At 36.5% G+C, this 15,877-nt stretch carries 16 protein-coding genes; 5 read left to right on the top strand and 11 right to left on the bottom strand.

The window, feature by feature from the left end:
* Positions 1-50: 50 nt before the first annotated feature.
* From BLW20_RS03220 to uvrC, 7 genes are all read right to left on the bottom strand, one after another.
* Positions 51-1,148, bottom strand: a complete 1,098-nt coding sequence (locus BLW20_RS03220; RefSeq protein ID WP_091096279.1) for an efflux RND transporter periplasmic adaptor subunit — start codon at positions 1,146-1,148, stop codon at positions 51-53.
* A 15-nt stretch (positions 1,149-1,163) separates the two neighbouring features.
* Positions 1,164-1,349, bottom strand: coding sequence for a glycine zipper domain-containing protein (locus BLW20_RS03215; RefSeq protein WP_091096277.1), 186 nt, complete (start codon positions 1,347-1,349; stop codon positions 1,164-1,166).
* A 2-nt stretch (positions 1,350-1,351) separates the two neighbouring features.
* Positions 1,352-1,732: a DUF4260 domain-containing protein gene (locus BLW20_RS03210; protein ID WP_245725265.1), complete on the bottom strand. Its 381-nt coding sequence runs from the start codon at positions 1,730-1,732 to the stop codon at positions 1,352-1,354.
* Positions 1,733-1,744: 12 nt separating this feature from the next.
* A complete protein-coding gene (locus BLW20_RS03205) occupies positions 1,745-3,013 on the bottom strand; it encodes an ABC transporter permease (RefSeq protein WP_091096275.1) in 1,269 nt (422 codons plus the stop codon).
* Between the two features lies 1 nt (position 3,014).
* The gene (locus BLW20_RS03200; protein WP_091096273.1) at positions 3,015-4,262 is read right to left on the bottom strand and encodes an ABC transporter permease; all 1,248 of its coding nucleotides are present in this window, start codon (positions 4,260-4,262) and stop codon (positions 3,015-3,017) included.
* Positions 4,255-4,956 carry an ABC transporter ATP-binding protein gene (locus BLW20_RS03195; RefSeq protein ID WP_091096271.1) on the bottom strand — a complete coding sequence of 234 codons (702 nt, stop codon included), beginning with the start codon at positions 4,954-4,956 and terminating at the stop codon, positions 4,255-4,257. The genes BLW20_RS03200 and BLW20_RS03195 overlap by 8 nt, the downstream gene beginning before the upstream one ends.
* A 609-nt stretch (positions 4,957-5,565) precedes the next feature.
* The gene (gene uvrC, locus BLW20_RS03185; protein WP_091096267.1) at positions 5,566-7,377 is read right to left on the bottom strand and encodes an excinuclease ABC subunit UvrC; all 1,812 of its coding nucleotides are present in this window, start codon (positions 7,375-7,377) and stop codon (positions 5,566-5,568) included.
* 85 nt (positions 7,378-7,462) lie between these two features.
* Between uvrC and BLW20_RS03180 the strand changes: the two genes are divergently transcribed.
* The 4 genes from BLW20_RS03180 (at position 7,463) to BLW20_RS03165 (ending at position 9,719) form a co-directional block, all read left to right on the top strand.
* A complete protein-coding gene (locus tag BLW20_RS03180; RefSeq protein ID WP_091096314.1) occupies positions 7,463-8,437 on the top strand; it encodes a succinylglutamate desuccinylase/aspartoacylase family protein in 975 nt (324 codons plus the stop codon).
* Positions 8,430-8,993, top strand: coding sequence for a 5-formyltetrahydrofolate cyclo-ligase (locus tag BLW20_RS03175; RefSeq protein ID WP_091096265.1), 564 nt, complete (start codon positions 8,430-8,432; stop codon positions 8,991-8,993). Before BLW20_RS03180 ends, BLW20_RS03175 begins: the two co-directional genes overlap by 8 nt.
* A 4-nt stretch (positions 8,994-8,997) precedes the next feature.
* On the top strand, positions 8,998-9,246 hold the full coding sequence (locus BLW20_RS03170) for a hypothetical protein (RefSeq protein ID WP_091096263.1): 249 nt from the start codon (positions 8,998-9,000) through the stop codon (positions 9,244-9,246).
* A 92-nt stretch (positions 9,247-9,338) separates the two neighbouring features.
* On the top strand, positions 9,339-9,719 hold the full coding sequence (locus tag BLW20_RS03165) for a DoxX family membrane protein (protein ID WP_091096261.1): 381 nt from the start codon (positions 9,339-9,341) through the stop codon (positions 9,717-9,719).
* Positions 9,720-10,160: 441 nt separating this feature from the next.
* On the opposite strand, the gene BLW20_RS03160 is transcribed toward BLW20_RS03165, so the two are convergent.
* The 4 genes from BLW20_RS03160 to ileS form a co-directional block, all read right to left on the bottom strand.
* Positions 10,161-10,850, bottom strand: a complete 690-nt coding sequence (locus BLW20_RS03160) for a Bax inhibitor-1/YccA family protein (protein WP_091096259.1) — start codon at positions 10,848-10,850, stop codon at positions 10,161-10,163.
* Positions 10,851-10,905: 55 nt separating this feature from the next.
* Positions 10,906-11,502 (bottom strand): lipoprotein signal peptidase, encoded by a 597-nt coding sequence (locus tag BLW20_RS03155; RefSeq protein ID WP_091096257.1) that lies wholly within the window; start codon positions 11,500-11,502, stop codon positions 10,906-10,908.
* Between the two features lie 72 nt (positions 11,503-11,574).
* Positions 11,575-11,961 (bottom strand): TraR/DksA family transcriptional regulator, encoded by a 387-nt coding sequence (locus BLW20_RS03150; protein WP_091096255.1) that lies wholly within the window; start codon positions 11,959-11,961, stop codon positions 11,575-11,577.
* Between the two features lie 11 nt (positions 11,962-11,972).
* Positions 11,973-15,368 carry an isoleucine--tRNA ligase gene (gene ileS, locus BLW20_RS03145; RefSeq protein ID WP_091096252.1) on the bottom strand — a complete coding sequence of 1,132 codons (3,396 nt, stop codon included), beginning with the start codon at positions 15,366-15,368 and terminating at the stop codon, positions 11,973-11,975.
* Positions 15,369-15,474: 106 nt separating this feature from the next.
* On the opposite strand from ileS, the gene BLW20_RS03140 reads away from it, so the two are divergent.
* A complete protein-coding gene (locus BLW20_RS03140; protein WP_091096251.1) occupies positions 15,475-15,873 on the top strand; it encodes a hypothetical protein in 399 nt (132 codons plus the stop codon).
* Positions 15,874-15,877 lie beyond the last annotated feature (4 nt).

The following is a 15,877-nucleotide window of genomic DNA, read 5'->3' as shown; positions in this document are numbered from 1 at the left end:
AATTTTAAATTGAGATTTCTCACCGTTCGAAACAACAAACAGCGATTCAACTACTTTTTAACCTGGTTCCAGACCTTGATCTTGTCGTTTTTGGTAATACCTTTTTTTATTTCAACGTAAATTCCGTCGCTCACACCCAATTCAACATCTCGGCGTTCAAATTTCTGATCTTCAATTTCTACCTCAACAAACGATTTCTTAGTTTTTTCATCGTACTGAACCAAACCTTCCTTCACAGCCAGTACATTCTTTGCATTTGCCAGAATAATAGAAGCATTGGCACTTAATCCCGAACGGATAAATGTAGAATCTTTATTAACCAATGTTCCTTTTATCGGGAATTGCATCGCTCCGTTTTCGTTTACGCCTTTGGGAGCGATGTAATCCAGAACGGCATCAAATTTTTTGTTTTCAATAGCACCAACAGTAATTTCCAACGGAAGCCCCAGTTTGATTTTTCCTACTTCGGACTCATCCAGTTTTCCTTCAAAAATCATATTACCAACATCTGCCAAACTTGCAATAGTTGTTCCTTCGTTAAAGTTATTGGCTTCAATTACCTGATTTCCTTTTTTCACGGGAACATCTAACACCATACCCGAAACCGTAGAACGAATCAGGGTTTGTGCAATGTTACTCATTCCTTTTGTGGTTCCGGTTCTGATGATTTCGGCATTTTGCAGCGTGGCATTGTATGATTGCTGTGCTTGTTTATAAGCGGTTTCTGCGGTATCGAAATCGTTGGCAGAAATCACCCCTTTATCAAAAAGAGATTTCTGACGGTCGTAAATTCTTTTTTGATTTTCCAAATCGATTTTAGCCGTCTGTATCTGGTTGGTTGCAGAATTTAAACTGGAAACATTTGGAACTACCCGGATTTTAGCAAGCAAATCGCCCGACTTTATATAATCACCGGCTTCTACATATACTTCGTCAATAATTCCGGAAATATTTGGCTTGATCAATACTTCTTCTTTCGGGTTGATGTTTCCGGTAGCAACCGTGCTTTTAGAAATAGAACGGATTTCAGCATGTTCTGTTTCGTAAACCACCGGCGGTTGCGAATTTTTTTGATACAACCAAAATAAAGCACCCGCAAAAGCAACTGCTAAAAAAACTAAAATACTAATGGTACAACCTTTTTTCATATATCTTTTTTAAATTTAAGATTTGTTGTCTTTATTATTTTTTACAGCATTGAAAATTGTTCCAAGAGCTAAACCAAATGCAATCCCCAACGCAACTCCCTTCGAAACATTTTCAAAAGCCGCTCCCAAAGCTGCTCCAAGAGCCACCCCAAGCGAGATTCCAATTCCAATGTTTTGATTCGATTTATTGCTGATTTTCATATTTATTTATTTTGATTTCCAACCCAACCTAAATGGGTGTTTTGAAAATGATTGTTGAACTTCAGTCCGTATCCAAAAATCCGGTCCATAGCCGAATGTCCGAATAAAATCACTCCGGCTAAAGTAATCAACGAATTATCCAACAAAAAACCCAAAAGCAGAACGATAACTGCAATCATTTTATGGTGGAAAAAATTATAAATCCACGCGCCAGTTTTAGGATTGACCAAATAGCCAATCATTGATACATCAGGCAATAAAAGACAAACGGGAAAAACCCACCAAGCATATTCTAACTGACTGAACAGGATAATTGAGAGTAAAAATTGTCCCAGTTCTTCTAATTTCAAAAGGTTGTTCATTGCTGTTTGTTTTATTTTCATTCTTCCTCCTTATTACTCTGTTCTTAACGCATCAATTGGTTTTACTTTAATAGCGGTAATTGCCGGAATTAAGCCGGCTAAAAGCCCTGCAACAACCAATATCAGCAAAGCAATAACCACCACACCCAAACTTACACTTGGATTTACAATTGGTATTTGGTCACTGTTTGGAGCTTTTTCCAATCCAAAATTTATCAACCAAAGTACCAACGAGGCAAAAATAATTCCCGCCATACCAGCTACAAGCGAAAGCACAACCGATTCGGTAAGGATTTGTTTTATAATAACTGCCGGGGTTGCTCCCAATGCCCTGCGAATTCCGATTTCCTGTGTTCGTTCTTTAACGATGATGAGCATAATGTTTACAATTCCTATGATTCCCGAACCAAGGATAAAAATCCCTACGATGTAAGAAACTGCTGTTAGAATAGAAAACAACCCGTTAATCTTTTTAAATTCCTGATACAAATCAAAATGACCAATTGCCCGATCATCTGTAGGATCAATTGTGTGACGGTTTTTTAACAATTTAAAAATACTTTCTTTTAAATCGGTAATTGGTTTATTGTCTTCTGCTGTTATCGTCATCCATCCAACTATATCGCCATAATTAAACGCCTGCTGAAATGTGGTAAACGGTATAAACAACTGCTTCTGGCTTTCTTCTGCATCGCCGCCCATATTCGAAATACTTTTGTAAACGCCCACAACCATAAAATTTACGCCCTGTACCTTGATATACGATCCCAAGACCTCTTCGCCCGGTGCGTATAATTCCCTGATAACACCTTCGCCAATTACAGTAACTTTACGTTTATTTTCAATATCGCCGTAATTTATGAACCGCCCCTGAAGAATATCCATTGGCTGTTGCAGAATAAATTCGGGATAATCGCCATATACGTTGTAAGCACCCGTTTTTGTCCCTCTAACCACATTGTTGCTTCCTCTGAAACCGCCCAACTGATTTCTCGGAGACACGTAGAGCAATCCGTCAATATCCCTTTTTATGGCATCTACATCTCCGTTTTTAAAATTATAATTTCTGCCTTGTGGCAACCCTTTGTATGGTTTTGAAGTAGAGCTGGTCCACATAAACATGGTATTGGTTGATAAACCGCCCATTTGTCTTTTGATTCCGTTTTGCAATCCCTGGCTTGCAGAAAGAAGAATTACCAGGATAAAAATTCCCCAAAACACTCCGAAAGCAGTGATCAGCGTTCTGAACGGATTGGCAGAAAGTGCCTCGATGATTTCATTCCATTTATCTCTGCTAAACATATTATTCTCCTCTTAATGCAACAATAGGTCTTATTTTAGCCGCGCGGTATGCAGGAACAAATCCGGCAAAAGCTCCGGCTACAATTAATATTACAAGTGTGGTAACTGCCACGTTAAAATCAACTTCGGGACGCGTAAAAAAGTCGGCTTCTACATAAGGTCCGACAATTTCCCAGACAATTAACCCAAAAATAAGTCCCGAAAAACCAGCAATAACCGTTATAAAAACAGCTTCCTGCAATATCATTGTGATAATTGAAATAGGCGATGCTCCCAAAGCTTTTCGTATTCCGATTTCTTTGGTTCGTTCTTTAACAATAATCAGCATAATATTACCAACACCTACCACTCCGGCAATAATGGTACAAATTCCCACAAACCAAAAGAATGCCTGAACACCACCGGTTATTATGTAAATATTTTTTGCCTGTTCTAACGAGTTATTAATATATAAAGCACCCTGATCATCGGGAGCGATCGTATGCCTTGCTTTCAAAAACGTTTCCAATTTTTGCGTAAACTCATGTGATTCGGCTACGGCATTGTCAAACTGATCGCTTTTTTTGAGCGTAAAAGCCATACTGCGGATGCTGTCACCTGCACTGTATGCTTTTTGAGCAGTAGCAATCGGGATAAAAACCCGGCTTTCTTCCCGCTCTCCACCAGGATCGGAATAAACACCGACCACTTTGTAAATCATTCCCGAAACATTCAATTGTTCGCCTAACGGATCTTCGCCGTTTTTAAACAAATCGTTTGCGACTTTTTGTCCGATAATGACGTTTTTTTCATAATTAGCATTATCGGATTGATTGACAAAACGCCCCTTAACTATCGAAGCATTTTCGATGAACTGATAATCGGGATGAACTCCTTCCACCCGATACGTGCCGGTTTCTTTTTTATAGACGATGTTTCCGCTCCAAACCGAAAAAATCGCGGATTTGTATTCAATATAATCTTTAAGTAACGTGGTAGCTAAATCGTAATCTGCATTGTGCAGCTGAACGCTTCGCCCTACGCCTAATCCGTTATATTCCTTTTGGGTAACTCCGGGCCAAACTGAAACACGGTTAACGGCATCTTGTTCGAACTGTTTTTGAATTCCGTTCTGGATTCCGTTTCCTGCACCGAGAAGTATCACCAAAATAAAAATTCCCGATGCTACAGAAACACCGGTTAAAGCCGTTCGGAGCTTGTTTTTATACAGCCCTTCAAATATTTCCTGCCATCTTTCAATACTAAACATATTGTGAAGCCCTTATTTGGTTTACCAGTTTATCCTCTTCGATCTGACCGTCCTTTAAGAACACAATACGTTTGGTCATTTCGGCAATATCAGGTTCGTGGGTAACTACAAGCACTGTTTTTCCTTCATCGTTAATCTGCTGAATTAAATCCATTACTTCATACGATGTTTTGGTATCCAGTGCCCCTGTTGGCTCATCTGCCAATAAAACCTTCGGATCAGAAGCCAATGCCCTTGCAATGGCAACACGTTGTTTTTGTCCACCACTCATTTCATTCGGCAAGTGTTTTGCCCAATTTGCCAAACCTACTTTTTCAAGGTAATGCATCGATCGTTCCATACGTTCTTTTCTTGCCATTCCCTGATAATACAAAGGTAAGGCCACATTATCTAATGCCGTTTTGTAATTGATAAGGTTGAACGACTGAAACACGAAACCTAAAAACTTGTTGCGGTATTGCGAAGCAATGGTTTCGTTCAGGTTTTTAATAGGAACGTTGTCTAATGTATAAGAACCTTCGTCGGCTTCATCTAAAATCCCGATGATGTTCAGAAGCGTAGATTTTCCGGATCCTGAACTTCCCATAATAGAAACAAATTCGCCTTCCTTAACATCGAAATTTATTCCTTTAAGAACATGCAGGGAGTTTTTTCCCATTTGATATGATTTGTGAAGGTCTTTTATTTCGATCATCGTTTTTGGTTTTTTAGGAACTATAAAAGTACCGATTGTTTTATTAGTAAGTATGTTGTTAGACAGAAATGTTACAATGTTTTTTGTTTTTTATTAAGCGAGAAAGAATTTTGTACATTTGAAATTAAACAAATATTATGTACGCAATATTCCCTATTCTGTTTTTTGTCACTTTTTTTGGACTTATTTTTTTAATAAGAAATGAAAATCATAAAAAGGTAAAAAATACAATCAATAAAATACTTCACTCACAGCTAAAATTAAACAAAATCGTTAATTCTGTAAAATGTAGAGTGTTTACAAGTGGAGCAAGAAATCCAAACTACAGATTTAGATTGGCTGATTTATATTTTTTTGAAAACAGTTTTCTGATTGTTGGATTTATTAAACTAGGCAATTTTAAGTTTTATAAATCTGCCCTTTTGCTGTCAAACAATATTGAATTGAAACAAAATAATCCGGATATTAAAATAACAACACTCCGAAATATTAATTTACATTCTTTCAACAAGGACGTTTTTATTGAATTTGGACATTCAAAATTCAATGATACAAATGTAGAAATCCGATTAAAAAACCTAACCGAAGAATATAAAAACCTTATCAAGTTTAATTAATTCTCTTTCCTTCAGCTTCAAAAAACGCAACAACTTTCTCGGCTTTACTTTTACCAACCAGTTTCACAATTTCTTCTTTGGGAGTTTCGCCTAAACGTTTTATAGATTTAAACTGAATCATTAATTTTTCCATTGTTTTATCACCAATGCCCGGAATTTTGGTTAAACCGCTATCTATGGCATTTTTGCTGCGTTGGTTTCTGTGAAAGGTAATGCCAAAACGGTGTGCTTCGTTTCGTAAATGCTGGATAATTTTCAATGTTTCCGATTTTTTATCCAGATACAAAGGCACCGAATCGCCAGGGTAAAACAATTCTTCCAATCGTTTGGCAATACCAATAATGGCTATTTTTCCGCGCAAGCCTAAAATATCCAAACTCTTTAATGCAGCACTCAACTGACCTTTTCCGCCATCTATGATAATTAAATCAGGTAACGGTTCACCTTCATCTAACAATCTTCTGTACCGACGAAAAACCACTTCTTCCATCGACGCAAAATCATTGGGTCCTTCAACGGTTTTAATATTAAAATGACGGTACTCTTTTTTGCTGGGTTTTCCGTCTTTAAAAACCACACAAGCAGCCACCGGGTTGGTTCCTTGAATGTTTGAATTATCAAAACATTCGATATGTCGCGGTTCTTTATTCAATCGTAAATCCGATTTCATTTGTGCCATAATTCGATTGGTATGCCTTTCCGGATCTACAATTTTTATCTGTTTTAACTGATCTAAACGGTAATAACGTGCATTGCGTTCACTTAATTCTAACAATTGCTTCTTATCGCCTAACTTAGGTACAGTAACGGTTATTTTTTCGCCTAAATCAACATCAAACGGAACAATAACTTCTTTGGTCAACGATTTAAAACGTTCGCGGATTTCAACAACAGCAAGGGTTAACAACTCTTCATCGGTTTCATCTAATCGTTTTTTAAGTTCTAATGTATGTGAACGAATGACTGCTCCGTGTGCAATCTGCAGAAAGTTGATGTATGCCATTGTTTCATCAGACACGATAGAAAACACATCAATATTGTTGATTTTTGGATTTACAATGGTAGATTTTGCCTGATAATTCTCTAAAATCTGAATTTTTTCTTTTATTTGCTGAGCTTCTTCAAACTTCATTTCTGCGGCATAATTCATCATTAACTTTTTAAAATCTTTTAAGTTTTCTTTAAAATTTCCTTTTAAAAGCTGGCGGATGCTTTTTATTTTGTGCAGGTATTCTTCTTCTGATTCCAATGCTTCACACGGTCCCAAACAATTGCCAATATGATATTCTAAACAAACTTTATACTTGCCGTTTTTAATGTTCTGCACACTTAAATCATAATTGCAGTTTCGTAAAGGATACAGTTCCCGAATTAAATCTAACAAGGTATGCAACGTTCTGCCGCTGGTGTAGGGTCCAAAATATTCCGAACCGTCTTTGATGAGATTTCGGGTAGAAAAAACTCTGGGAAAACGTTCGTTTTTAATACAAATCCACGGATAGGTTTTATCGTCGCGCAATAAAATATTATAACGTGGTTGTAAATTTTTAATCAAATTGTTTTCCAGCAGCAACGCATCGGTTTCAGTTTCTACCACAATATGTTTTATGGTCACAATTTTTCGCACCAAAACATTTAAACGGGCATTGTCGTGCGTTTTGTTAAAATAAGACGACACACGTTTTTTCAGGTTTTTTGCCTTGCCAACATACAGCAACTTTTGATCTTTATCAAAATACTGATAAACACCCGGTTGATTGGGAAGTGTTTGCAACTGTAAGGCAATATCTGGTTTTGTGGACATATTAAACGACTTATCAAACAAATTTACGTCAACTTTTTTGAATACATTAATTGAAACACTATCTTTAAAAAGTTTATTTAAAGATATGGAGCTTACTTCGAAACATTTTGAAATTTTAGGAAAAACCGTTATTCCCGGCGAAACCAAAACCATTGAATTAAACATTGCAACGTTGCATACAATGACCGAGCTAAAAGTTCCAATTGTTGTTTCACGATCGGTTTACGATGGACCTACGGTATTACTTTCGGCAGGTTTACACGGCGATGAACTGACCGGAATTGAAATTATCCGCCAAATTATCCGTCGCGGAATAAGTTATCCGGCTTGCGGAACCATTATTTGTATGCCTTTAATTAATGTGTTTGGTTTTGTAAACCAGTCGCGCGATTTTCCTGACGGTCGAGATTTAAACCGTATATTTCCAGGGTCGGCAAGTGGTTCGCTGGCAAGCCGTTTTGCGTATCGCATTATGCAGGATATTATTCCGGTGGTTGATTATGTAATTGATTTTCACGCAGGCGGACGAGGCAGATTCAACGTTCCTCAAATTCGTATCGAACCAGATAATCCCGAATTAGATGTATTGGCAGAAGCTTTTTCGACCCAATTTCTGCTGTATTCAAAAAATATTGACGGATCGTTCAGAGAAGCCTGTGATAAACTGGGTAAAAAGTATATTTTGTTTGAAGGCGGCAAAGCACTGGATCTTAACGAAGAAGTGATTGAAGAAGGCATTCAAGGTTCTATGCGTTTTTTAGACAACCTAAATATGCTGCAAACAACATTTAGTTCGCAACTACCAACAAAACCAATGATTTGTATAGAAAATTCTACCTGGATTAGGGCACAATATTCTGGTTTGCTTCACAATTTTATAGAAGCAGGAACGTATGTAAACGAAGGAGCAGTTTTAGGAAAAATAAGCGATCCTTATGGGTTGATTGAAGAGGAAATTCTTGCACCAAATAACGGATATATTATTTGTACCAATCAGGCAGCAATTGTTTTTCAGGGAGATGCTGTTTATCATATTTCAACTAAATTAAAAGATGAATAAAAAAGAATTACGCAAGAAATATAAAGAACTAAGAAGTACTTTAAGTTTTTACGAAATTGAAGATTTAAGCTTGCAGATAGCCAATCAAGCCTTAAAATTACCTGTTTGGAACTATGAAAATTACCACGTTTTTTTATCGATTCACGAGCATAAAGAAGTACAAACCGATTATTTGTTGCATATTTTAAACGGAAAAGACAAAAACGTAATAGTCTCAAGATCTGATTTTGAAACCCGAACAATGAATCACGTTTTACTGACCGATAATGTAACAATTAAAAAGAACGAGTGGAACATTCCCGAACCCCAAAACGGATTTTCAGTTGCAGATAACCAGATCGATGTTGTTTTTGTTCCGCTATTAGCTTATGATGTTTTTGGAAACAGAGTAGGTTATGGCAAGGGTTTTTACGATTTGTTTCTATCAAAATGCAAACCTGATGTCGTAAAAATTGGATTATCTTTTTTCGATCCTGAAAAACTAATTGAAGATGTATTTACAGAAGATGTTCGGCTTGATTATTGTATTACACCAAATACGATAGTTAAATTTTAGTGATATGAAAAAGTTATTATTTAGTAGAACAGCGCGTTATGCAACGCTTTTTTTATTGTTGCTGACATTTTCTGCAACTTTTACCAGTTGCGTAGTAAGACCGCCACATCACCACGAGCGTAGAAAACTTCCACCAGGGCACGAAAAAAAATTGCGTGGCGACCGATCGGCAAAACGATATGCACCAGGACAGCAAAAAAAGCAACATCACAAAGAACATAAGCAACGCAGAGGCGTAAAACGCGGTAGGTAACTACCGTTTTTTTATGTACTTTTTTAAGTACAAAGAGTTTCGTTCGTAAAAACCCGAAATAAATTTTACCTTTACAAAAAATAAACGTACACATGAATTACATTACAGAAATACTTATTTTATTGTTCTTGGCAATTACTTTTTTACAATCGGGTTACGATAAAATTGTAGATTGGAACGGAAATGTTGGTTGGTTAAAATCGCATTTTGCCAATACGTTTTTAGAAGATAAAGTGCCGTTTTCGTTAGGGCTTATTTTAATTCTTGAAATTATTGCGGGAATTTTATCGCTTGCCGGAATTTGGTTTTTATTTAACAATTGCAAAGAAATAGCTTTATACTCGGGAATTGTTTCTTGCGTTACCTTGCTTTTCTTATTATTTGGGCAACGTATTGCAAAAGATTACGACGGTGCACGAACCATTGTAATTTATTTTATTCCGGCAATATTTTTAGTTTTTCTATTAAAATAATATTTTTGGCACACTAATTGATTAACCGATATAAGTTATGAAAAAGAAAATTTAATTGGTTAGTTTTATTGTAAAAAGTCCCGCTTTGTGTGGGACTTTTTAGTTATATCTTGGCATTAAAGTAATTCCATCTAAAGTAATACTGAATATAAAACGCATTATCAGCAAAGTAATAACGCCTAATAAAAAACCATAGATATAAATTTTACTTAGTGTAAATCTGTTCATAATCCACCGCACTAAAAAATAGAGTGTGCATAATACTGCTAAAAGTATCATAGGAAATACTCCCATTTCATACACAACACCAAACAGTACAAAACCCGCAACCTCTGTCTTTGAGAGAAACCAGAAAATAAAGCAAAATAAAAGCATTATACTAAAAGCCTTGTAATTGCTTTTTGTCTTTTATATTGTGAATATAGATTCAATGTATTAATATTAATTTCTGCTCATCAGTAAGCGTAACACATACCAAAACAACAACATTAAAGATGCAAATAATGATAAAGCTGCTGCAATGTACTGGTTGGTTCCAAAATTGTTTTTAATTTGGTGGGTGTTGTATAAAATAGATCCTGACGCCAAAACAATCATCCCTACAGAGAACCATAAGCCTAAATCAAAATTAAACAACATTCCGGCAACGATGGCTCCAATTGCAACAAAAAATCCAATGGCTAAAATACTGCGTAAAAATGAAAAATCGGCTTTGGTGCTAAAAACCACAAAGGTTAAGCCTAAAAACAAACTTCCGGTGATGATTGCTGCCTGTGTCAATAACTCCGGACTTCCGGTATAGTAAATAGCAATGTAAAGTATCGGTACAAAAATTAAGGCTTCGGCAACAATGTACAATAAATAACCTAAATATTGTTTAGATAAACTGGCATCGTTATAAGCCATTTTTTGAGCAATGTAAGACACTCCCATAAATCCGCCTAACAAAACCAGCCATAAATAGCCTTGTGTTAAACTTAACATGAAACTTACTAAAGGTTCAATGCGTAAAAAAACAGCTTCTAAAATTACAAAGGCTACTAAACCAAATGCTAAATTCAGATAGGTCTTTCTGTAAAAAGCAGCTTGTTCTTGTTTTGTTGACTGAGCAACTAACTGAAATGTTTCCATAAATTTTATTTTGTTTATGCTTTAAAGATAAAAAGATTTCTTTTTGCAAGAAACCTTATTTAAAAACTTTTTTATTAAAAAGAATCAATAATCCCACACCGACTGAGATGGCAGCATCGGCTACGTTAAAAATGGCATTGAAAAAAGTAAAATAGTTTCCGCCCCAAAAAGGGATCCAATCGGGCAGGTATCCTTTCCAAACAGGAAAATAAAACATATCTACCACTTTGCCGTGAAACCAGGTTCCGTAAGGCTGATCGCTAAATAAGGTGGCAACTTGTCCGTGGCTGTCGTTAAAAATAACGCCATAAAAAACAGAGTCGATAATATTACCAACCGCACCTGCCAAAATCAAGGCAATGGCAACGATTAAGATGGCAGAACCTTTCTTTTTAACCGAATCGTGCAACCAATAAAGAATTCCGCCCACAGCGATAATTCTGAACAAAGTTAAGATCAATTTACCATAATCTCCGGGTAATTCAACCCCCCAAGCCATTCCGTCATTTTCTATAAAATGAATGCGGAACCACTCAAGATTCATGACTTTTATAAAATCGTCGATTGCAAAATGGGTCTTGATATATATCTTTGAAACCTGATCGATTACGATAACGATAATTGCTAAAAAAAGTGCTTTCTTAAACGACATACTACGCAAAAATTTGCACAAATGTAAGGTATTTATAGCAAAAAACGCTCTTAATTAAGAGCGTTTTATCAATTATCGTTGCTGTAATTTGGCCTCCATGCTCATTGTTGCGTGCGGAACCAGTTTTAAGCGTTCTTTTTCGATTAATTTACCTGTAACGCGGCAAATGCCATACGTTTTGTTTTCAATACGCACTAAAGCATTGCGTAAATCGCGGATAAATTTTTCCTGGCGTATTGCCAATTGTGAATTTGCTTCTTTAGAAAGCGTTTCACTGCCTTCTTCAAACGCTTTAAACGTTGGCGATGTGTCATCGGTTCCGTTATTCAAATCATTCATATAAGCACTTTTAATCAATTCTAAATCGGCTTGTGCTTTTTCTATCTTCTTTAAGATTATTTCTTTGAATTCTGCTAAATCTGCGTCTGAATATCTTACTTGTACATTCTCCTTTTCCATAACTAATCCATTTATTTTGAAACATTAATTTTGGTTACTATATCATCAAATTCAATTTCTGTACCATTCTGCAAATCATCAACAAATTCAAGCGATTCAGTCAATGTTTCGGCTTTTATATAATCAATATTTGCTTTAACGGCTTCTTCGACTACTGCGTTTTGCAGCATTTTAATTTTTATTTTATCGGTTACTTCAAACCCTGAATCTTTACGGATATTTTGAATTCTGTTAACCAATTCTCGTGCAATTCCTTCTTTTTTCAATTCATCTGTAATGGTAATGTCTAAAGCTACGGTAATTCCGTTTGCATTGGCAACCAGCCACCCTTCGATGTCTTGCGATGAAATTTCAACATCTTCATTTGTTAATTTAACAACATTTCCGGATATTTCCAAAGAAATTTCGTTGTTTTTCTCTATTTCACCTATTTGTTCCTGCGAGAAATTCTGAATTGCTTTTGCAATGTTGCCCATTTCTTTTCCAAAACGCGGACCCAATGCTTTGAAATTCGGTTTGATTTGTTTTACCAAAATTCCCGAAGCATCACTTAACAATTCTACTTCCTTCACATTTACCTCAGCTTTGATTAAATCTGCAACTGCCTCAATTTCTGCTTTTTGATTTTCGTCTAAAACAGGAATCATTACTTTTTGTAACGGCTGGCGTACTTTAATCATTTCTTTCTTACGCAATGATAACACTAAAGATGATACAATTTGCGCTTTTTCCATTTTACTTTCCAACGACTTATTAACAATTTCAGTGTCAAATTTTGGAAATTCCGCCAAATGTACAGATTCAAATGATTCTTTTGCAGTTGTTTGTGTTAAATCTTTGTAAAGACGATCCATAAAAAATGGTGCAATGGGTGCCGATAATTTTGCAACCGTCACCAAACACGTATATAACGTTTGATATGCCGCTATTTTATCTTGTGCATATTCGCCTTTCCAAAATCTTCTTCTGCATAAACGTACGTACCAGTTTGAAAGATTCTCCTGAACGAAATCAGAAATGGCACGAGCCGCTTTTGTTGGTTCATAATCGGCATAGGCTTCGTCAACCGTTTTGTTTAACGAATTTAATTCCGATAAAATCCAACGGTCAATTTCCGGACGGTCTGCCAATGGCACTTCGTCTTCACTGTAGGTAAATCCGTCGATATTGGCATATAACGCAAAGAACGAATACGTATTGTACAACGTTCCGAAAAATTTACGACGTACCTCCGTGATACCATCCAAATCGAATTTTAAATTATCCCAAGGATTGGCGTTTGAGATCATGTACCAACGCGTAGCGTCAGCTCCATGTTCTGCCAAAGTTTCAAAAGGATCTACTGCGTTACCTAAACGTTTGGACATTTTTTGTCCGTTTTTATCCAATACCAATCCGTTTGAAACAACATTTTTATACGCTTTTTCACCAAAAACCAAAGTTCCGATGGCATGTAATGTATAAAACCAACCACGTGTTTGATCGACCCCTTCTGCAATAAAATCGGCAGGGAACGATTGATGATTATCAATTAATTCCTTGTTTTCAAATGGATAATGCCATTGTGCATAAGGCATTGCACCTGAATCAAACCAAACATCGATCAAATCGGTTTCGCGTTTCATTGGTTTTCCCGACGGAGAAATCAGCGTGATGCTATCTACCACATTTTTATGCAAATCGATCTTATCGTAATTGGTTTCAGACATATCGCCTACAACGAAACCAGCAAATGGATTAACCGTCTGAACACCTGCAGCGATCGCTTTTTCGATTTCGGCAACCAACTCTTCTACCGACCCAATGATGATTTCTTCGGTTTTATCTTCGGTTCTCCAAATTGGCAACGGAATGCCCCAGTAACGTGAACGCGATAAATTCCAGTCGTTGGCATTTTTCAACCAGTTTCCAAAACGACCTTCGCCGGTGGCTTTGGGTTTCCAGTTGATTCCTTCATTCAATTCAAACATCTTATCTTTTACCTCCGTTACCTTGATAAACCAGGAATCTAACGGATAATATAAAATCGGCTTGTCGGTTCTCCAGCAATGCGGGTAACTGTGAACATATTTTTCAACCTTAAAGGCTTTGTTTTCTTCTTTTAAACGGATTGCAATCTCCACATCAACCGATTTTTCGGGTGCTTCGCCTTCGTTGTAATATTCATTTTTTACATATTTCCCAGCCATATCGCCCATTTGAGCAACAAAACGCCCTTGTAAATCTACCAATGGCACAGGATTTCCGGCATCATCTAACACCAACATTGGCGGTACGCCAGCATCTTTGGCAACCTTGGCATCATCGGCACCAAAAGTAGGTGCGGTGTGAACGATACCTGTACCATCTTCAGTTGTTACAAAATCTCCAGGAATTACCCGGAAAGCTTTGTCTGCATCTTCATAAGGCAAGGCATAAGGCAACAATTGCTCGTAACGGATACCTACTAAATCAATTCCTTTAAATTCTTTTACAATGAAGTATGGAATTTTTTTATCGTTTTCTTTATAATTCACTAACTCTTCTTCTGTTTCAACTGCGAAGAATTTACCTGCAAATTGTTTTGCAACTAAAGGCTTACCTAATATTACATTTATTGGTTGGTTGGTGTATTGGTTGAATGTTTTTACCAACACATAATCGATCTTTGGACCAACCGTCAATGCGGTATTACTTGGTAACGTCCACGGTGTGGTTGTCCAAGCCATAATATCAATGGCACCGAATCCTTTTAAGAAATCAGGTAATGAATCTTCTATGGTCTTGAATTGTGCTACAATAGTGGTATCGGTAACATCGCGGTAAGACCCCGGCTGGTTTACTTCGTGCGAAGACAAACCGGTTCCCGCTTTTGGCGAATACGGTTGAATGGTATAGCCTTTGTACATCAATCCTTTGTCGTAAATTTCTTTCAGCAACCACCAAACACTTTCCATGTATTTGGGTTTGTAGGTAATGTACGGATCTTCCATATCTACCCAATAACCCATTTTTTCGGTTAGATCGTTCCATAAGTCGGTATAGCGCATTACGGTACGTTTACACGCCTCGTTGTATTCTTCTATCGAAATTTTTGTTCCAATATCTTCTTTGGTAATGCCTAATTCTTTTTCAGTACCTAATTCTACGGGCAATCCGTGGGTATCCCAACCAGCTTTACGTTTTACCTGAAAACCTTTCTGGGTTTTGTATCGGCAGAAAATATCTTTAATAGCACGAGCCATCACGTGGTGAATACCGGGTTTTCCGTTTGCCGATGGCGGCCCTTCAAAAAACACAAATGGTTGATTTCCTTCGCGAGAAGTAACCGATTTGCTGAAAATAGACTGTTCTTTCCAATACTGTAACATTTCGCTTGCTACCGTTGGCAAATCCAGCCCTTTATATTCTGTGAATTTAGTGCTCATTGTACTGTTTTTTAATTCAATGTGCGAATTTACGGAATTTCGGTTAAATAGCAGCACTTAATTTAGTTACGATATTTTTTCTACTTTTGATGAAAGATAATTAATCATGAAAAAAGCATTTTTATTATCTGCTACCATTTCACTTTTCTCCAGTTGTGATTATACAGGTGTTTATTATTATGATGTTAAAAATGAAACAGTGGAATTTCCTATTGAAATTAAGTTTCAAAAACACAACGACAGTATCTTACAATCTGTTATTGTATATCCTGCTACAACTGAAAGAATAATGAAAGATGGCAGTGGATTAATTGGTATGCATGACGATCCCAGAGACATCTTTAAGGATTCTATCAATGACTTTAAATTTATTGATCTATATATTGAAGGAAACAAAATCGAAGGAAATTTTAAAGCTCAAGACTTTTGGTCATTTATACAAAATGGAGACCAAAGCAGCACTTATAAATTGAAAATTACAGATAGTTTAATAGGTTTAAAATGATTTT

Origin of the sequence: Paenimyroides marinum, assembly GCF_900108395.1 — a bacterium.
Classification (GTDB): Bacteria; Bacteroidota; Bacteroidia; order Flavobacteriales; family Flavobacteriaceae; genus Flavobacterium; species Flavobacterium marinum.
Note: the sequence above shows the minus strand (reverse complement) of the source record. Positions and strands in the feature narration are given on the sequence as shown.